The sequence below is a fragment of the Streptococcus sp. Marseille-Q8145 genome, assembly GCF_965112035.1.
Genome location: NZ_CBCOPQ010000002.1, coordinates 57,079 through 75,537 on the forward strand (window position 1 = coordinate 57,079; position 18,459 = coordinate 75,537).

The 18,459-nt window shown below is 40.5% G+C and carries 19 protein-coding genes and 1 pseudogene; 6 read left to right on the top strand and 14 right to left on the bottom strand.

From position 1 onward, the window contains the following. Window positions 1-24: 24 nt before the first annotated feature. Complete coding sequence (malQ, locus tag ACWPVL_RS03450) at window positions 25-1,542, bottom strand: 4-alpha-glucanotransferase (RefSeq protein WP_257000789.1); 1,518 nt, start codon at window positions 1,540-1,542, stop codon at window positions 25-27. Window positions 1,543-1,859: 317 nt separating this feature from the next. Here malQ and ACWPVL_RS03455 point away from each other — a divergent pair, with 317 nt between their 5' ends. The 6 genes from ACWPVL_RS03455 (at window position 1,860) to pulA (ending at window position 9,399) form a co-directional block, all read left to right on the top strand. Continuing rightward, window positions 1,860-3,119: an extracellular solute-binding protein gene (locus ACWPVL_RS03455; protein WP_454386927.1), complete on the top strand. Its 1,260-nt coding sequence runs from the start codon at window positions 1,860-1,862 to the stop codon at window positions 3,117-3,119. Window positions 3,120-3,264: 145 nt separating this feature from the next. Continuing rightward, window positions 3,265-4,554, top strand: a complete 1,290-nt coding sequence (locus ACWPVL_RS03460) for a carbohydrate ABC transporter permease (protein WP_187420984.1) — start codon at window positions 3,265-3,267, stop codon at window positions 4,552-4,554. 1 nt (window position 4,555) lies between these two features. Beyond that, a complete protein-coding gene (locus ACWPVL_RS03465) occupies window positions 4,556-5,398 on the top strand; it encodes a sugar ABC transporter permease (protein ID WP_005592080.1) in 843 nt (280 codons plus the stop codon). A gap of 104 nt (window positions 5,399-5,502) precedes the next feature. Continuing rightward, window positions 5,503-6,315, top strand: a complete 813-nt coding sequence (locus ACWPVL_RS03470) for a DUF1189 family protein (RefSeq protein WP_454386930.1) — start codon at window positions 5,503-5,505, stop codon at window positions 6,313-6,315. A 9-nt stretch (window positions 6,316-6,324) separates the two neighbouring features. Beyond that, window positions 6,325-7,308, top strand: coding sequence for a LacI family DNA-binding transcriptional regulator (locus ACWPVL_RS03475; RefSeq protein WP_045500145.1), 984 nt, complete (start codon window positions 6,325-6,327; stop codon window positions 7,306-7,308). Between the two features lie 15 nt (window positions 7,309-7,323). Next, window positions 7,324-9,399, top strand: a complete 2,076-nt coding sequence (gene pulA, locus ACWPVL_RS03480; RefSeq protein ID WP_454386932.1) for a type I pullulanase — start codon at window positions 7,324-7,326, stop codon at window positions 9,397-9,399. Window positions 9,400-9,529: 130 nt separating this feature from the next. On the opposite strand, the gene ACWPVL_RS03485 is transcribed toward pulA, so the two are convergent. The 13 genes and pseudogenes from ACWPVL_RS03485 to ACWPVL_RS03545 all read right to left on the bottom strand — a co-directional run bounded on the left by ACWPVL_RS03485 (window position 9,530) and on the right by ACWPVL_RS03545 (window position 17,991). Next, on the bottom strand, window positions 9,530-10,465 hold the full coding sequence (locus tag ACWPVL_RS03485; RefSeq protein ID WP_015605976.1) for a YitT family protein: 936 nt from the start codon (window positions 10,463-10,465) through the stop codon (window positions 9,530-9,532). After that, window positions 10,452-12,206, bottom strand: coding sequence for an aspartate--tRNA ligase (gene aspS, locus ACWPVL_RS03490; protein WP_454386934.1), 1,755 nt, complete (start codon window positions 12,204-12,206; stop codon window positions 10,452-10,454). The genes ACWPVL_RS03485 and aspS overlap by 14 nt, the downstream gene beginning before the upstream one ends. Window positions 12,207-12,374: 168 nt before the next feature. Then, window positions 12,375-12,587, bottom strand: coding sequence for a hypothetical protein (locus ACWPVL_RS03495; RefSeq protein ID WP_454386936.1), 213 nt, complete (start codon window positions 12,585-12,587; stop codon window positions 12,375-12,377). Between the two features lie 51 nt (window positions 12,588-12,638). Continuing rightward, window positions 12,639-12,785, bottom strand: a complete 147-nt coding sequence (locus ACWPVL_RS03500) for a DUF4176 domain-containing protein (RefSeq protein ID WP_454386938.1) — start codon at window positions 12,783-12,785, stop codon at window positions 12,639-12,641. Window positions 12,786-13,021: 236 nt separating this feature from the next. After that, window positions 13,022-13,684 carry a DUF443 family protein gene (locus tag ACWPVL_RS03505; RefSeq protein WP_454386940.1) on the bottom strand — a complete coding sequence of 221 codons (663 nt, stop codon included), beginning with the start codon at window positions 13,682-13,684 and terminating at the stop codon, window positions 13,022-13,024. Window positions 13,685-13,735: 51 nt separating this feature from the next. After that, window positions 13,736-14,401 (bottom strand): hypothetical protein, encoded by a 666-nt coding sequence (locus tag ACWPVL_RS03510; protein ID WP_454386942.1) that lies wholly within the window; start codon window positions 14,399-14,401, stop codon window positions 13,736-13,738. Further along, complete coding sequence (locus ACWPVL_RS03515; protein WP_454386944.1) at window positions 14,382-14,633, bottom strand: hypothetical protein; 252 nt, start codon at window positions 14,631-14,633, stop codon at window positions 14,382-14,384. The genes ACWPVL_RS03510 and ACWPVL_RS03515 overlap by 20 nt, the downstream gene beginning before the upstream one ends. A gap of 196 nt (window positions 14,634-14,829) precedes the next feature. Next, on the bottom strand, window positions 14,830-14,988 hold the full coding sequence (locus ACWPVL_RS03520; protein WP_454386946.1) for a DUF4176 domain-containing protein: 159 nt from the start codon (window positions 14,986-14,988) through the stop codon (window positions 14,830-14,832). Window positions 14,989-15,166: 178 nt separating this feature from the next. Continuing rightward, window positions 15,167-15,889 carry a hypothetical protein gene (locus tag ACWPVL_RS03525; RefSeq protein WP_454386948.1) on the bottom strand — a complete coding sequence of 241 codons (723 nt, stop codon included), beginning with the start codon at window positions 15,887-15,889 and terminating at the stop codon, window positions 15,167-15,169. A 270-nt stretch (window positions 15,890-16,159) separates the two neighbouring features. Then, window positions 16,160-16,630 (bottom strand): annotated as a pseudogene (locus ACWPVL_RS03530) (DUF6572 domain-containing protein); the annotation flags it as partial. A 267-nt stretch (window positions 16,631-16,897) separates the two neighbouring features. Next, window positions 16,898-17,281, bottom strand: a complete 384-nt coding sequence (locus tag ACWPVL_RS03535) for a hypothetical protein (protein WP_454386950.1) — start codon at window positions 17,279-17,281, stop codon at window positions 16,898-16,900. A 12-nt stretch (window positions 17,282-17,293) separates the two neighbouring features. Then, window positions 17,294-17,716, bottom strand: coding sequence for a hypothetical protein (locus ACWPVL_RS03540; protein WP_454386952.1), 423 nt, complete (start codon window positions 17,714-17,716; stop codon window positions 17,294-17,296). Further along, window positions 17,698-17,991, bottom strand: a complete 294-nt coding sequence (locus tag ACWPVL_RS03545; protein WP_454386954.1) for a hypothetical protein — start codon at window positions 17,989-17,991, stop codon at window positions 17,698-17,700. The genes ACWPVL_RS03540 and ACWPVL_RS03545 overlap by 19 nt, the downstream gene beginning before the upstream one ends. Between the last annotated feature and the right edge of the window lie 468 nt (window positions 17,992-18,459).

Genomic DNA, 18,459 nt, shown 5'->3' on the forward strand with positions numbered 1-18,459 from the left:
TAGAAAGTATTGAAATTTATTGTCTTATGAAAGCAAGTCCGTATTCAGACGACGATAGACCTTAGTCAAATGATAAAGCTGACCTTCTACGATAGGGTTTAGCTCTTCAGCTGTCATCCGCCATGCCCAGTTACCACCAATTGTAGAAGGCAGGTTCATGCGGGCAGAGCCATCTAGCTCTAGCAAATCTTGCATCGTTGCGATAGCCATGTAGCTAACGGAAGCAAAGATTGTACGAAGCATTGCATGTGGCACCGTTTCGTATTCTTTGCGGTTAGTATACTGAGCCATGTATTCACGGGTTGGGTCATCGATCTCATCCTTATACCAGCCCAACACAGTATTATTGTCGTGAGTACCAGTGTACATCACAGAATTATGCGGTGCCAAGTGTGGACTATCAATGCTTTCATCATCTGGATTGAAAGCGAATTGCAGAATCTTCATACCTGGGAAGCCAGTTCGCTCACGCAATTCAATGACTTCATCCGTCATGAATCCAAGATCTTCTGCAATGATGTTCAAATCACCTAAAGCTTCTTTCACTGCGGCAAACAGCTTATAACCTGGACCTTTGACCCAGTGACCAGTAGCCGCTGTGTCAGACTCAGCTGGCACTTCCCAATAAGACTCAAAGCCACGGAAGTGGTCGATCCGAACAATGTCGTAAATCTTAAAGCTTTCGCGCAGGCGCTCAATCCACCAAGCATAGCCATCTTTATCCATGGCATCCCAATTATAAATTGGGTTACCCCACAATTGGCCAGTCTCTGAAAATTCATCTGGTGGGCAGCCAGCAACCTTAACTGGGCGACCTTGCTTATCTGTCTTGAAGAAGTGAGGCTGAGCCCAGACATCTGCACTGTCAGCAGCTACATAGATTGGCATGTCTCCAACGATTTCAATGTGATGGTCATTGGCATATTTCTTGAGTTCCAGCCATTGTTTAAAGAAGAGATATTGAGTTACACGATGGTATTCCAGCTTATCTGCCAATTTCTCACGATAGCTAGCCAAGCTTTCTGGTTGGCGACGACGAATCGCTTCATCTGGCCATTCTGTCCAAGCTTTCAGATCAAAATGCTCTTTAACAGCCATGTATTCCGCAAAAAGCTCCAACCAAGCTGCATTTTCCGCAACAAAGTGACGGAATTTGTCAAGATCGCCAACTTTAAGGAAACGAGCAACCGCTTTTTCCAAAAGAGGACGACGTGCTTCAAATACTTTTGCATAATCTACAGCTTTTGGATCATCGCCAAAATCAACACCTTTTAGATCTTCTTCTGCCAACAGGCCTTCGTCAATCAAGAAATCTAAATCAATAAAGTGAGTATTCCCTGCAAAGGCTGAGAAAGACTGGTAAGGAGAGTCCCCATAGCTAGTCGTTCCCAAAGGCAAGATTTGCCAATAACGTTGCTTCGTTCTAACTAAAAAATCCACAAAATCATAAGCAGACTGACCAAAAGAACCAATCCCGTACTTGCCTGGCAAAGAGGAAATGTGCATCAATACACCACTTTGTCTTGCTTTCATATGTAACACCTCAAAAATTTTTTCATGCTTGTTTCCTACTTTATTTAGCGAAAACGTTTGCGTTGCTTGAATTATAACCTATTTTTTTTTCAAGTGCAAGCTTTTTAAAAAACTTTTTTATTTATTATACCATAGATTTCCATTTTCTTTCCTTATATATCATCTAAATTAACACTCTTTCCTTAAAAATTTTTAAAAATTTTCTTAAAAACGCTTGCAAGCGTTTACCTTTTGTGCTAAAATTATTTTAAGTTCAAGAAAACGTTTGCGCTATGCAAGCGTGTTCTTAGATGGTATTATATTTTTATTCTTTAGGAGGAATAATCATGAAAAACAAAATGTTGAAGAGCGTTGCTGTTCTCGGTACTGTTGCTTTAGCAGGATTTATTTTGACAGCCTGCGGTAGCAAATCTTCTAAAAAAGAAACGGCTGCAAGCAATGAGCTTACTGCATATGTAGACGAAGGCTACAAGAGCTACATGGAAGAAGCTGCCAAAGCTTACGAAAAAGAAACCGGAACAAAGGTTACTATCAAAACAGGTGATGCTCTTACAGGTCTTGATAACCTTTCACTTGACAACCAATCTGGTAAATCTCCAGATGTCATGATGGCACCATACGACCGCGTAGGAAGCCTAGGTGCTGACGGACAGCTTTCAGAAGTTGAGTTGGGCAAAGATGCAAAAGCTGACGATACTACTAAATCTCTGGTAACAATCGACGGAACTACTTACGGTGCTCCTGCTGTTATCGAGACTTTGGTAATGTACTATAACAAAGACCTGATCCAAAAAGCTCCTACAACATTTGCTGAATTGGAAGAACTTGCAAAAGATAGCAAATATGCGTTTGCTGGTGAAGATGGCAAAACTTCTGCTTTCCTTGCTGACTGGACAAACTTCTACTATGCTTACGGTCTCCTTGCTGGAAATGGTGCTTATGTCTTCGGTAAAGACGGTACAGATCCTAAAGATATCGGTTTGGCTAACGAAGGTTCTATCAAGGGAATTGAATACGCTAAGACTTGGTATGAAAAATGGCCTAAAGGTATGCAAGATACAGAAGGCGCTTCTAACTTGATCCAAACTCAATTCCAAAGCGGAAAAACTGCTGCAATCATCGACGGCCCTTGGAAAGCTGCATCTCTTAAAGAAGCTAAAGTAAACTACGGCGTAGCAACTATCCCAACACTTCCAAACGGCAAAGAATACAAAGCCTTTGGTGGTGGTAAAGCTTGGGTCATCCCTGCTGGTTCTAAGAACGTTGACGGTGCACAAAAATTCGTTAACTTCCTTGCATCAACTGCACAACAAAAAGCTCTTTACGATGCAACAAACGAAGTTCCTGCGAACACAGAAGCACGTGAATACGCTGTAAGCAAGAAAGATGAATTGACAGACGCAGTTGTTAAACAGTTCAAATCTGCAGAACCAATGCCAAACATCTCTGAAATGAGTACTGTTTGGGATCCAGCTAAGAACATGCTCTTCGATGCTGTAAGCGGCAAGAAAGATGCTAAAACTTCAGCTGAAGATGCTGTTAAATTGATCAAAGAAACTATCGATCAAAAATTCGGCAACAAATAAGCAAGTTTAAATAAAGGGGTGGGAATTTTCCCTACCCCTTGTTTGATAGAATGAGGATTTATTCTATCTTCTAATAAGAAAAACTCGGATTAGGACTTGTACTTACTGCAATTCCTCAATCTTTCTCGTATCTAAGGAGACTACAATGACAAAAAAAGATCCCAAACAAGCCATGTTGCGCTCCCTCATTCCAGGGTTGGGGCAAATCTATAATGATCAAAAAGCCAAAGGATACATCTTTCTTGGGGTTACGGTTGCATTTTTAGCTTATTTCGTAGCTATTGCCCTTCCAGAAATTGAAAATCTCATCACCCTTGGTGAAGTCCGTGGTGACAACTCACTCTTCATGCTGATCCGCGGTGCCTTCCACCTCATCCTCGTGGTATTTTTCCTGATTTTCTATGGATTTAACTTGAAGGATGCTCAGACGGTTGCTAAACAGTGGAACAATGATTATCCTGTCCATACTACCTTGAAGGAAATGTTTGATGGAATCTATGAAAATGGCTTCCCTTACTTACTCATCATCCCTTCTTATCTGGCAATGACTTTTGCCATCATTTTCCCTGTATTGGTAACACTCTTGATCGCCTTTACAAACTATGATTTCAAACACTTGCCACCAAATAAACTCTTGGATTGGGTTGGCTTTACCAACTTTGCTAACATTTGGCAATTGAGCACCTTCCGTGCAGCCTTTGGTTCTGTCTTGACTTGGACTATCATCTGGGCGCTGGCAGCCTCTACTTTGCAAATCGTAATCGGTATTTTCACTGCTATTATTGCCAACCAACCATTCATCAAAGGAAAACGCATCTTTGGTGTTATCTTCCTACTTCCTTGGGCAGTTCCAGCCTTTATCACTATCCTGACTTTCTCAAACATGTTCAACGATAGTATCGGTGCCATCAACACTCAAGTCATCCCGCTTCTCAGCAAGGTTCTTCCCTTCCTAGATGGACAGCTAATTCCGTGGAAGACTGATCCGACTTGGACTAAGATTGCTCTGATTATGATGCAAGGTTGGCTTGGATTCCCTTATATCTATGTCCTGACCTTAGGTATCTTGCAGTCTATTCCAAACGACCTTTACGAGGCAGCCTACATCGACGGAGCCAATGCTTGGCAGAAATTCCGCAACATCACTTTCCCAATGATCTTGGCAGTTGCGGCACCAACTTTGATCAGTCAATACACCTTTAACTTTAATAACTTCTCAATCATCTACCTCTTCAATGCAGGTGGTCCTGGTAGTGTCGGTGGAGGAGCCGGTTCAACCGATATCCTGATCTCTTGGATTTATCGTTTGACCACAGGTACAGCACCGCAATATTCAATGGCGGCGGCCGTTACCCTCATCATCTCCATCATCGTCATCTCTATCTCTATGATTGCCTTCAAGAAACTACACGCATTTGATATGGAGGATGTATAAGATGAATAGTTCTGTTAAATTTAAACGTTTTATCAACCATAGTTTGACCTATCTCTACCTTGTAGTGCTTTCCATTATCATTCTCTACCCGCTCTTGATCACGATCATGTCTGCTTTCAAGACGGGGAATGTCGTGGCCTTCAAGCTAGACACAGACATCAACTTCAGTCTGGAAAACTTCTCTCGTCTCTTCTCAGAGACTCTATATGGTACTTGGTACTTTAACACCATTATCATTGCCGTCTTGACAATGATTGTCCAAACCAGTATAGTGGTACTTGCAGGTTATGCATACAGCCGTTACAATTTCATCGCAAGAAAGCAAAGTTTGGTTTTCTTCTTGATTATCCAAATGGTGCCAACCATTGCAGCTCTGACCGCCTTCTTCGTTATGGCGCTGATGCTCAATGCCCTTAACCAAAGCTGGTTCCTCATCTTCCTTTATGTGGGTGGTGGTATTCCAATGAATGCTTGGTTGATGAAAGGATACTTCGATACCGTTCCTATGTCTCTGGATGAGTCGGCTAAATTAGACGGTGCTGGTCATTTCAGACGTTTCTGGCAGATTGTCCTGCCCCTCGTTCGTCCAATGATTGCTGTGCAAGCTCTCTGGGCCTTCATGGGACCTTTCGGAGACTACATCCTCTCCAGCTTCCTTCTTCGTGAAAAAGAATTTTATACGGTTGCAGTTGGTCTTCGTACCTTCGTCAGCGATGTCAAGAATCAAAAAATTGCCTTCTTTGCTGCCGGTGCGATTCTCACTGCCCTTCCAATCTGTATTCTCTTCTTCTTCCTGCAAAAGAATTTTGTATCTGGTTTAACAAGTGGTGGAGACAAGGGATAATCTTGTCCCACCCTGTTTTTGATTTAAAAACAATTATAGTTATATGGCAGCCAATAAGTTCTTTATTGGCCACCACCTGATTATAATTTTAGAAAGAGGCAGCTATGTTACCTTATCCTTTTAATTACTTTTCGAGCTTGATTGGTTTTAGAAAAACTTTCGCCAATCGTCGGATGCTTAGCTGGTTCCAGCTCATCTTTACCAGCATCTTTTTGATTTCTCTGTCTTTGATTCCCGTGGCCATTCAAACAGCATCTTTGACGAGCTATGCTCTGGATACCTTTGTTGATAAGGCTTTTGACACTTTGGATGAAGACGTGATGATTGACTTGGGCCATCATGCCCAGATGAAAGACCATGTGCTGACCACTGAAAATCCTGAAGGGATTCATCACAATGCCGCTGGGACTGTCATTATCGGCCATCACGAGGAGCTCAAATTAGGCGAGGAGCTGACGCTTTACTTCGACAAAGAAAATCTCAAAATCACTAAAGAAGGAAAAGAACTGGCCAATATCCGCTACCAAGCCATTGACCAGAAAGCTCTAAAAAGTAAAGAAGCCCTGACCAAAGCCATTTCTAAAGACTGGTTCCAGCAAAACCGCCTGGTAATCAGCCTCTTTCTAATCCTCTCTGCAGGCTTCCTCTTTAGCATCAACTTTACCTTTCTAGCACTCGGTGCTTCCTTCTTGCTCTATCTGACCAAGAAATCACGGTTATTTTCTTTTAAAACCTTTAAAGAATGCTATCATTTTATCCTCAACTGCCTAGGATTACCAACGATTATCGGTCTTATCTGCGGCTTATTTGGGCAAAGCCTGCCCACGATTATCACCGTTCAAAATATCTTGTTTGTTCTTTATTTGGTGATTATTTTCTACAAAACACATTTTCGTGATGAGGATTTCAGAAATTAGGAGGTTATTATGCGCGTTACGATTAAAGAAGTAGCGAAACTAGCGGGTGTGTCTCCCTCAACGGTGACACGCGTCGTACAAAACAAGTCAACCATCAGCGATGAAACTAAAAAACGGGTTCGTGCTGCCATGAAAGAACTGGACTATCATCCAAATCTCAACGCTAGAAGTCTGGTCAGCCAATCAACCCAAGTCATCGGCCTAGTGCTGCCCGATGATTCGGATCTTTTTTACCAAAACCCATTCTTCCCAACTGTCTTGCGGGGGATTTCGCGCATCGCATCTGAACATGACTATGCCATTCAGATTAGCACCGGACAGGACGAAGAGCGTCGTTTAGAAAATATTAAACAAATGATTTTCGGAAAACGCGTCGATGGTTTGATTTTTCTCTATTCTAAGCCAAACGATCCGCTGGTTGACTTTGCGATTAAAAACCAATTTCCTTTCTTGATTTTAGGGAAAGCAGTGTCACCATTTGTTTCTTTGGTCGATAATGATAATATCAAGGCTGGCTACGATGCAACCAAATATTTCCTAGATCAAGGTTATAAAAAAATTGCCTTTCTAGCTGGGAATAAAGAGCTTGTCGTATCCCAAGACCGCTTTGCCGGCTACAAACAAGCCCTAGAAGAAGCAGGCATCCCTCTCGATGAAAACATCGTCAAGTTTTCTTTCGGTTTCCTCTTGGAAGATAGCAGTTATAAGATTATGGAAAAGATGCCTATTCAGGAAATTGAAGCCTTTGTGACATCGGATAGTATGGTTGCCGAAGGGGCTCTCCACTATCTCAAAGACATTGACTACCGCTTCCCGATTATCACTTTTGACTCTATCAAGCCACGCATCGACGTGGATGCCTATATTAATATCAACACCCTCGAGTTGGGGAGGGAATCTTTCCGTACCTTGCTCCAAATCATTAAAGATAATAAGGATGACAAGCATACTTGCTATCGCCAGGTTATCCCCCACAGCATTCTTACTCGTTAGTTAAGGAGAAATTTCATGGTTTATCGTATTTTCCAAGCCTACTTAGATGATGAAAATAGCATCACTATCGAATTGGAAAAGTCCTTTGATGCTTATTCTATCCATTTCACTCTAGAGGACAAGCATAGCTCTAGTCCTTTGACCATCAAAAAAATTGAGAATCAAGAACATCAGATTGTCTACACCCTTTCAGTCAATGACCCGATTGATTTGACTGAATCCTATACAGTCTATGATCAGGACCGCAATCACAGCATCCTCCAGTATCGCCACATTGTCCAAAAGCCAGTTTTTGATGAATTATTTAGCTACCAAGAAAGAGATTTGGGAGCTAGCTATAGCCCTCAGGCAACAGATTTCAAACTGTGGGCCCCTATTTCGGAAAAAGTTTTGCTTCATCTGGAAGATCAGGTCATTCCCCTCCAAAGGCAAGATAGAGGTGTCTGGCATACGCAGGTCCTTGGGGACTTAGAAGGCAAGGCCTACTACTATATCCATAAGGTGAACGGAAAATGGGTAGAAGTACATGACCCCTACGCCCTCTCTTCAGATGCCAACTCTGGTCATAGTTATGTCATTGATCGCAAAAAGATTAGAAAACCTATTCAGCGCGCTGCCAGCCAAGTAAAACCAACAGAAGCCGTTATCTATGAAATGAGCGTGCGTGATTTCTCCATGCAAAAGGAAGCTGGTTTTTCACAACCTGGTAAATTTGCTTCTCTGTCCGAATCTCCAACCGTACACGGCCACACTTTTGGTCTCAAATACTTGCAGGATTTAGGCATTACACACGTTCAGCTTATGCCAGTCTATGACTTTGGCAGTGTTGACGAAAAACACCCCGAGCTCGTTTATAATTGGGGCTATGATCCCGTCCAGTATAATGTTCCTGAAGGTAGCTTCTCAAGCGACCCACACGATCCCTATAGCCGTATCTTTGAACTACAAGACGCGATTGCAGCTTATCACCAGGCTGATATGAGCGTTATCATGGATGTCGTCTACAATCACGTTTATGAAGCAGATGCCTATGCTTTTGAAAAAATTGTCCCAGGCTACTTCTATCGTCTCGATGAGCAAGGCCTACGGACAAATGGTACCTTCTGCGGAAATGATGTGGCTAGTGAAAAAGCTATGGTGCGCCATTATATCCAACAATCCGTCCAGCAATGGGTTAGCCTCTACGGCTTTGACGGTTTCCGCTTTGACCTGATGGGCATTCTCGATATAACCACCATGAAGCAAATCGCTCAGGAACTAAAAGCCATTCATCCAAACATCTACCTTTACGGAGAAGGGTGGCAGATGCCTACCGGTCTTAATAGCGACCTTCTAGCTCATCAGTTCAACGCTGAACAACTACCTGAGTATGGATTCTTCAGCGATCATTTCCGTGATACGATCAAGCAAACCATCGTCCAAGGTAGCCGACTGGACAAAGAGCACGCAACCAGCTGGCTAGAAAATGTCCTGACAGCCAATGTCGGCTTGACAGGAGAGCCGCATTTCCTAGCGCCTCATCAGGCGATCAACTATGTAGAATGCCATGACAATGCAACGGTGTTTGATTATTTTGATATTCAAAATCCAAATATCAGCCTCCGTCAGCGCCTAGCTAACTCTCGTCTAGCACTGCACATCGTTCTCTTAGCACAAGGGGTGCCTTTCCTCCACAGCGGGCAGGAATTTTATCGGACCAAGAATCTGATTGACAACACCTACAACCTGCCTGATGATATTAACAAGCTAGACTGGCTGCGCTCACTTCACTACACTGAAGACATTGAATTTTTGAAACAACTCATTGCCTTTAGAAAGGCTCATCCGCTTTTGACTCTGACAACTAGCTCTGCTATTCAAAAAGCTTGTCAGGTCAAATGGCTCAGCCCTAGCCTCCTTGAATATAAGATTCAAAAAGATAAACAAGCGCTGACCATTTTGATTAACTTTGGTACTGAAGCAGCGACTTATGAAAACAAAATGAAACAAAGCATCCACCTTCAGTATCCGCACATTAACGCTAAAAAACCAATCGCCCCGCTAGCAGATTCTTATACAGTTCCTGCTAAGCAAGTCTTGGTTTTGAAATAAAGTAATAACTATAAAAAAGAACAGGTTCATTTTGGATGGGAAAACATCCAGCTGAACTTGTTCCTTTTTTTATGTATAAATGTATTCACTGAGTTTGAGTAAGATTCACTAGCAATGTCGATAATCGAGACTACTCTTCTACAAATCTTCCTAAAATATGTACATTGTCAGATACAGAGACAAAGGCTGTCGGATCTGTCTGCTTCATGATGTACTTAAATTCGCTAAACTCGGCACGGGTAATGACTGTAATCAGTACCGCCTTTTGCTCGTGATTGTAAGTTCCCTCCGCCCCATTGATAATGGTCGCACCGCGGTGGAGCTTGTGGTGAATTTTGTTAATCACCTCTTCAGGATGACTGGTGATAATCATGGCCTGCATCCGCTTTTGCTTGGTAAAGACCGCATCCGTCACACGGCTGGATACAAAGATGGTAATCATTGAGTAGAGAGCGTATTCCCAACCGAAGGTCAAACCAGCAATCAGCATAATAATGCCATTGACAATCAGGGAGATACTGCCAACGTTGCGGCCAGTTTTCTTGCGGATGGTCAGACTGACAATATCCGTCCCCCCACTCGAAATGCTTGACTTGAGGGCAAAGCCAATCCCCGTTCCCATGACAGCTCCTCCAAACAGGGCGTTGATGATGGGATTGGTCGTCAATGTCACCTCTGGAACAAAGTGGATGAAAAATGAACTCATCGATACAGTGATGAAAGTAAAGACAGTAAACTTATGTCCGATTTGGTACCAAGCCAAAATCATCAGCGGAATATTGATGGCATAAAAAGTGATGGAAACTGGAATCGTAAAACCGATAAAGCGTCCGCTGAGAGCCGATACAATCTGCGCCAAACCTGTTGCCCCACTTGAGTAGACATGCCCCGGTTGAAAGAAGAAATTGACCGCTACTGCTGAGAGAAAGCCATATACTAGAGAGGCTGAAAATTTCTCATCATATTTTTCACGCGAAATACTTTTCAGGACTTCTAGCAACTTGACATGGTAGGCAAAGCGATGAAGATAATAGCGAAAAAGTTTCCGCAAACTAGTCTTTTTCATGTGATTCTACTTGTAAACTTAATTCCTCTAATTGTGCTGGAGCAACCAAGCTTGGTGCTTGCGTCATTGGGTCAGAAGCCTTGTTATTCTTAGGAAAAGCAATGACTTCACGAATATTTTCTTCACCGGCCAAGAGCATGACGAAGCGATCCAGACCCAAAGCCAGACCTCCATGTGGTGGGAAACCATAGTCCATGGCTTCTAGAAGGAAGCCGAACTGGTCTTGCGCTTCTTCAGCTGAAAAACCTAAAGCCTTAAACATCCGTTCCTGCAGATCTTTTTGGTTGATACGTAGGCTACCACCACCTAGTTCATAGCCATTGAGTACGATATCATAGGCAATTGCGCGAACCTTGCTCAGGTCCCCTTCTAACTCTTGCTCAGAATCTTTTTGAGGCAAAGTGAATGGATGGTGGGCACTCATATAGCGACCTTCTTCTTCCGACCACTCAAACATTGGCCAATCTACGACCCACAAGTAGTTAAACTTAGCAGGGTCAATCAAACCTAATTCCTTGCCTAGGCGGACACGAAGAGCGCCTAGAGTTGCGTTGGCAACCTCCAAGGTGTCTGCCACAAAGAGAACTAAATCGTTTTCTTCAAGCTGTAAAGCAGCTGTCAACTCACTTGACAAGTCTATCAAGAACTTAGCAACAGGTCCAGCTAGTTCTCCACCAGCAAATTTGACCCAAGCAAGTCCCTTTGCTCCGTGCTGCTTGGCTTGCTCTGTTAGCTTATCAATATCTTTACGCGAGTATTTGTCAGCAGCATTCTTAACCACAATCGCCTTGACAGCTGGTGCCTCAGAAAAGACTTTAAAGTCAACGTCCTTGACAAGCTCTGTCAAGTCTTGCAATAACATGTCAAAGCGAGTATCTGGCTTGTCGCTACCATAGAGGGCCATGGCATCGTTATATTTCATCCGTGGGAAAGGCAAGGTGACTTCAATACCCTTGGTTTCCTTCATGACACGGGCAATCAAGCCCTCTGTAATGTCTTGTATTTCTTGCTCAGATAAGAAAGAAGTTTCCAAGTCTACCTGTGTAAACTCTGGCTGACGGTCTCCACGCAAGTCCTCGTCTCGGAAACACTTGACAATCTGATAATAACGGTCAAAACCAGCATTCATCAACAGCTGCTTGGTAATCTGTGGACTTTGAGGTAGGGCATAGAAATGACCTTGATTGACACGGCTCGGCACCAAATAGTCACGCGCCCCTTCAGGCGTTGACTTGGTCAAAAACGGTGTCTCCACATCGATAAACTCCAGCTCATCCAAATAATTGCGGATGGAATGGGTCACTTTGGCACGTAACTTGAGATTTTCCAGCATTTCTGGGCGACGCAGATCCAGATAACGGTAGCGCAAGCGCGTATCATCATTGGCTTCAATCCCGTCCTTAATCTCAAAAGGAGTAGTTTTAGCAGTATTCAGTACTGTCAGGCTGTCCACATGAAGCTCTACACTTCCTGTGGCCAACTTATCGTTGGCCTGCTCACGCGCAGCTACCTTACCAGTCACTTCAATGACAAACTCGCTGCGCAGGCTCTCAGCTGTCTTCATGACCTCATCTGAAACACTCTCAGGGTTAATAACTAGCTGCATAATACCTTCGCGGTCACGCAGATCAATAAAAATCAAGCCTCCCAAATCGCGACGGCGGGCAACCCAACCTTTCAAAGTAATTTCCTGGCCGACATGCTCACTACGAACACGTCCCGCATACATTGAACGTTTCATCTTTACTCTCCAAAATTTTAATTCTGTTACTATTTTACCACAAAGAGCCTAGGAAAGCCCCCCTACCTGTCCTTTTTCTGAAAAAAATTAAAAGGCTTTATTTCCAGTGCCCACTTTTGTAAAAAAGGTCTGGCGCCAATATCCCCAGACCTGCTAATGCTACATAGCTTATTCCTTTTTCTTCCCATCCTCATAAAGACTGGGAGCCATTGTTTTTGTCACCATGGCCGTCAAGAAGCGAAAGGCTCCCGCTGCCAGACCAAAAATCGGCGCCAAAGCACGGAAGAAAAAATCTCCTCGCATAAAATAACAGAGCAGACCCGTTATCACAAACAAGGCCGCTCCCTGTACTAGCGCTACAAACCATACTTTTTTCATCATTTCCTCGACTTTCTATAGACTATTATAGCATATTATGCAGTGCAACAACTTTTAATGTCTCATTAGATAAAAAGCAGCAATATAGTCAAACAAAACACTTTCAGCATTCTGTTCTATAGTAACCCCTCGATTGAGAATCATTAGTTTTTGACTCCCATCTTTTAAATAAGCAATTGTTCCGATTGGCAAAATAGACATTTATTTGGTTTTCTTTCAATTTATAATTTCTTTAATTCTACAAACTATACGCCATCATATTAGCAGTCTTGAACTTTAAATGAATCATTTACTACCTAAATGCTTTCTGAATTGATTTAATACCTGAGTCAATGCCACTTCCGATTTCATTTATACTCTTTTCAAGATTGTCACCCATCCCATTTGCTATGGTTTTGATCCCCTAAAAATTATACTTATAAGCTAAACAAATCAACTTACAACTTTTCTATTTTTTCAAAAATAATCTCTTGCTTTTCGTAACTTTCTCGGAGTGGTAACATACCTAAGATCACCGTAAAGAAACCCAAAAATAAAATACTGTTAATGATAAGGATAGAGGCCTCTGTCCCATTATCAGTAAATATATAAAACCCCAAACATCCTATAACCAGAACAAAAAGAATAGGCAGAAGTTTATACAGTTTTAACTGACGTTGTGACCTTGCTAGTTTGAATACTATTTGATACTTCGTTCCTTTACTTGAAAGCTTTTGGTGAAGACTACGACGAACCACAAAAGCAATGAACCTGAAAGTAAGATAAGCTAGGACAATAAAGAGGACAAATAATCCTAGTTTAAAAGAAATATTATGGCTAATGTCATAACTCTTAAAAGCTTTCGTAACAAGCCCATAACAAGCTCCACCTATTGCTACACCTATTCCAATACCAAGAGATTTGCTCATAGTTGGAGCTAAGCTCTCAAAACTCGTATCTCTTTTATCTAACTTTAAGCATTTAGCTGTGATTTCACTAGGAAGAGAACCCCAGAAATAAGTTTTAGGACTAATGCTAGTCATATCCAAAAGATATTTTTCACCTTTAAAATCTACAATTTTATGAAAAGTTTTATTTGTTTCTTTAAATTTTAATTCCACGTTCACTACCTAAACACTTTCTGAATTGATTTACTACCTGAATCAAAGGCCTTATTTAATTTCTCTAATCCCTTCAAATGTGACGTTTCTAATCTTATAAGCGGAAAGAATGGGAACCTTTCCAAATAAAAATGATAGAAGAAAAAATGAGACAATGCTATTGATAACGAGAACAATACCTTCTCCTCCATCATTAATAGACAAATAAAGTGTCAAACAAGCTATTATAGGAACATTAAAAATATAGGCATCAAAAACTTGCCTTCTTGCAGATACTGGTTTAAAAATCATCTCATATCTTCTACTAGAAGAAGGCAGTAAAGCTTTAACATTTTTACGTTCTTGCTCTCTTGTAAAATAAAAAATCAAGTAAGAGAATAGTATAGATGCGCAAAATACTACTAATTTTAAAATTATCTGTTGGCTAATATTGTACTCTTTAAAAAAAGTTTTCAATAAAGAATAAACAATCCATACAAGCGGTTGAACCATGATTGCCACATATGAAGCTTTAAACTTATTAATCGGGGTACTAAAATTGATATTCTCTCTGTTAAGTTCTGTCATCTCAACCGTTAATTCCTCCGTTGGAACACCCCAATAGTAGAACTTGGGAGTCATTGAACTTGCATCTAATATATATTTTTTCCCATTTAGTTCTACAAGTTGATGACAAAAATACTTCGTTTCTCTATAATTAATTTCCAAGATTACCACCCAAACACTTTCTGAATTGATTTAATACCTGAATCAATACTATTCCGACTTCCTTGATACCTGCATCAATTTCACTTCCAACTTCCTTGATACCTGAATCAATATTGCTTCCTATTTCCTTAACACTTTTTTCAAGATTGTCGCCCATATCATTTGCTATATCTTTGATTCCTAGAAAATTATAATTATATGCCAAGGAAAATGTTCTTGCTCTATTATACCATAATATCAAAACAGCCACCTTTTGATAGGAAACAAACTACTTTTTTGCACTTTTATATTGGGCTTACAACCACACAGACTTAGCTTACGATAGGAAAATGACTAAAAACGAGGAGCCTCTTTAATGTCAAAGCAGCTCCTCGTTTTTGATTTTCATTTAAAAGTATTATGATATATTTTGAGAATATTTATAGATATACCTTTATTTAGTTACACCTTTTTTTAATTGTTGTCGCATTTTCATCAAACCAACGTTGATAAATTTCGGCAAACCGTTCCTCTTCTTCATCACCATAGCCTTTATATACCATTTTATCAACATCATCACGATTGAAGTAAAACAACTGTTCTGAGTTTAGTCCCATTAGATAAAAGCAGCGGTATAGTCAAACAAAACACTTGCTATATCTTGTTCTAAGCTGCTTCTCTCTCATGTTCCAAGGAGAGTACACTTTTAAAATGTTATTCTCCATGCGTAGGTCGGATAGTGTATTCCAAGGCTCACAAATCTGTTGTCAAGCAATTTGGATTTTTACAATATTTTTAACCTAATTCATCGCTATCAGGATGCTTTTTCACATAAATAACTGCATAAACTGCATCTACCATGACAGCTGGCAAAGTCAAGGTCAACAAAATTCCCAATAAAACACCAAAAGCAATCTGAATATAACCTGTTAGGAGGGAGGGAATGATTATTGCCCCCGCAAAAGCTATAGCAAAATTATTCCACCATGTTTTCTTTTTATCTCCATCTTTGACTTGATTAAAAGCCCAGACTTTTCCTTGATTCTTTGGGAGATAGTACCAAGCATAGAGGCCACAAGCAAAGATAAAAAGAAGTAACATAAAGATGACATAAAATGGGGTGAGAGGGGATTGATATATCTCCTTAGCTCCTATAGAACTACCGTCTGAAATAACCATTAGTAAACAAATAAAATTTAGACTTATTACTAAACTTAACACTGTGAGGGCTATTAAATAATACGTTAAAGCCTTCCAGGCGTTTACCAAATAGGGAATAAAAGAAATGATAATACCTAATATATTCACAACACCGCAAAACAAAGAAAGTCCTGTAAAGATGCCTAGATTGTCTTCATAAGTTCCACCCACATACAGAAAACCAGTTAATGCTAAAGCAATCCATGGATAAATCTTAATGTAGCCTAAACTAACACCATGTGTAATCAAAGGACCATGGTATCTTTCTTTTTCTATATCAGTAATCTTCTCTTTATTTTTTCTATTTCTCTTTGCCATTAACTGAACCACCCTCCTATTGTTTTTATTAAGGCATCCTTAGCTACGACTCTATCAGACTAGAGCTCTTCTATTTTGCCACTCATGCCTCAAAACTATGCGCCACATTTTTTTAGCTTTCAATTACCCGTTCTCCTATCATCAGACTAGCCGTCTATCTACCTTGTCCCATTATACCATATTGAATATTAAACATTGAGCGCCGATGGGAGGAGAAGGTCTGTCGCAAAAAAGAGAAGATGGTCGTCTCCTCTAAATTTGCTCTCTTTATCACTCTGGTAATTCTATCTTCAAACCCATATCCGTATTCTGCAATGTCTTCTGAGCAGCTGCTAGAAAGGCCAAGCCTTTATCAGATGGAGAATATTGAAAGGTGATATGAATGACTTTTTTGTCAAAACTATCGCCATATCGTGCCACATACTGCTTGCTTTCGAGGAAATAAATATAGTTGTTGAGTTTTTCTTGAAGCTTCAACAAATGTTCTTCTTCTAATGACTCTATCCATTTGTTTTCATCAATCAACAACAACTCTAGATGGTCATCAGAGACACCCATCGCATCGATACTTGTAACATCTAGCTCAATTTTCTCAACTGTTTTAATGGTTTTTACTACCTTTGGTGGATTTTAGTATTTTTCCTTGAATTCCTTGAGAATCTTCTCTACCTTTTCTTCATCACACTGTCTGTATAATGGACTACGGTCTGATACATTACAGAGTCTCTCATAGGTATTTTTTTCAACCTGTTTTTCTGTCAAGTATTTTCTATATTGTTTCAACTCTGAATCAAATAATTTATAGCCATTATTCTCGGATAAAGGATCATAAGAAATTAAATAATATCCTGTACTGCCACGATCAAAGTTTCGATGTTAAATTCCATCAACAACTATATATAATTTATCCATCATCCCTCCACGTATTCAACACATAATAGGCATTCAATACTAATTCATAGAAAAATTATTATTTAACCTTTCGAGTGAACTTAAAGTAATTTTATTTTAATCTTTGCTCGCTAGAATTTCAGCCCCTTCGGGTAATACTTCTTCCAGTTCAGCCTTTGTGAATAAGCCTTGCGCTTTAGGATTTCCTCTTAAAGCTTCTGGATATTGCCTCAAGAAATTTCTATTAGCTTCTTCTTGTGTCACGTTCGGTGGCCAACAATCGTTCTGAATCTTCCAAGCTACTTCTTGTAGCGTTCTCTCCCCACTCTCTAGTAAGGCAAATAATTCATTTGGTAATTCATAAACCGCTAGCCAAGAAGCCACGGTTCCTTCTTCTAAAACTAAATAATACTTGTCCTCATTTTTCCAGATGGATTTCCCGTATCCTTCAACTTCTTCAAACTGGATAACATCTTCCCAGTCTAGTTTTGTTGGTTTCATTTTATACCTCTTTTACTTAAGTGGCGATACATAATCATCTGGAAGTTTGCCTCTCCAGTCAATCCACATTTGCTCAGCAATTGGAATTAATCTTTCAAGCTCTTCCTGAGTAAATAATTCCCAACTCTTAGGATTAGCTATTAAAGGAGTTAAGCCTTTTAATATAAATTGTTTCTCACTAGCTTTCTTTTCTTCTTCAGTCGGTGGCCAACGATCGGTCTGAAGTTTACTTAATATTTCTAACTGCGTTCTCTCTCCACTTTCTAATAAGGCAAACAGCTCATTTGGTAATTCATAAACTACACGCTGAGGGGCAATTCCTCCCTCCTCAGTAACGTAATAAAGAGTATTACCATCTCTCCATATATGCTGACCGTAGCCTTTTACCTCTTCAAACTGGATAACATCTTCCCAGTCTAATTTACTATGTTCCATGTATGTTCTCCTCTCTGGGTACTAATATCTTTCATGACACCTTCTGGAATATCTCCTGAGAAAGTTCGTCCTGTTGGCCTCCACCAGTCGTTGGCCCCAGCTTCATTTCCACTTGGTATTGAAAGCCCTTTTTCTGCTACTACTTCTGGAGTAACATCCAAACGATAAAGCGGACCATCTCCCAAATAACCTTCATCAAGTCCTAATATGATTTCGTAAAGACGATTATCTCCATTGGCAACCTTTTCAATGATATCTGCATGTTCTTTACTCAACCAGAAACTTGTTCCATCATTACCTCCAACAATACCTCCATTCCAACTTTCGCTTGGTTGAAATTTTTGGAATCTGGATGCACCATTTTTAAATTGCTGTCTGTGTGCTTTTATATATTCTGAGCCATGCGAAGGCGCTCCAATTTTTCATCAATGGCAGTAATACGTGATTGGGCAGAGGAGATGCTGAAAGAGTGAGTGCTCACTTGTCTTTGTAGAGAATTCTATTTAAAGCAAGAACTTACCAATAAAATATTAGTATACCTAAATCCTCATAATATTTTAATGATTGTCCAAGCTGGATTTGAGTTTCCCTTCTTGCCTAAAGATTCGGACAATTTTTCCTTTACGAATATTGGCTAAGTCTGATACGAATATTGGCTAAGTCTGATAAAGAAAATTCTCTATTTCCTATCGCATCGAGAAGGGCATCCTTCACTTCTTTAGGTACATTTTCAAATACTTTAA

Bases quoted from the DNA above. Each gene is read 5' to 3' on its own strand.
- ACWPVL_RS03485 (WP_015605976.1), bottom strand. From the start codon at position 10,465: ATGAAAAAGACTAGTTTGCGGAAACTTTTTCGCTATTATCTTCATCGC.
- ACWPVL_RS03475 (WP_045500145.1), top strand. From the start codon at position 6,325: ATGCGCGTTACGATTAAAGAAGTAGCGAAACTAGCGGGTGTGTCTCCC.
- ACWPVL_RS03525 (WP_454386948.1), bottom strand. From the start codon at position 15,889: ATGGCAAAGAGAAATAGAAAAAATAAAGAGAAGATTACTGATATAGAA.
- ACWPVL_RS03470 (WP_454386930.1), top strand. From the start codon at position 5,503: ATGTTACCTTATCCTTTTAATTACTTTTCGAGCTTGATTGGTTTTAGA.
- aspS (WP_454386934.1), bottom strand. From the start codon at position 12,206: ATGAAACGTTCAATGTATGCGGGACGTGTTCGTAGTGAGCATGTCGGC.
- ACWPVL_RS03535 (WP_454386950.1), bottom strand. From the start codon at position 17,281: ATGAAACCAACAAAACTAGACTGGGAAGATGTTATCCAGTTTGAAGAA.
- ACWPVL_RS03460 (WP_187420984.1), top strand. From the start codon at position 3,265: ATGACAAAAAAAGATCCCAAACAAGCCATGTTGCGCTCCCTCATTCCA.
- ACWPVL_RS03465 (WP_005592080.1), top strand. From the start codon at position 4,556: ATGAATAGTTCTGTTAAATTTAAACGTTTTATCAACCATAGTTTGACC.
- ACWPVL_RS03540 (WP_454386952.1), bottom strand. From the start codon at position 17,716: ATGGAACATAGTAAATTAGACTGGGAAGATGTTATCCAGTTTGAAGAG.
- ACWPVL_RS03500 (WP_454386938.1), bottom strand. From the start codon at position 12,785: ATGTCTATTTTGCCAATCGGAACAATTGCTTATTTAAAAGATGGGAGT.
- ACWPVL_RS03495 (WP_454386936.1), bottom strand. From the start codon at position 12,587: ATGATGAAAAAAGTATGGTTTGTAGCGCTAGTACAGGGAGCGGCCTTG.
- ACWPVL_RS03455 (WP_454386927.1), top strand. From the start codon at position 1,860: ATGAAAAACAAAATGTTGAAGAGCGTTGCTGTTCTCGGTACTGTTGCT.
- ACWPVL_RS03520 (WP_454386946.1), bottom strand. From the start codon at position 14,988: ATGGGACTAAACTCAGAACAGTTGTTTTACTTCAATCGTGATGATGTT.
- pulA (WP_454386932.1), top strand. From the start codon at position 7,324: ATGGTTTATCGTATTTTCCAAGCCTACTTAGATGATGAAAATAGCATC.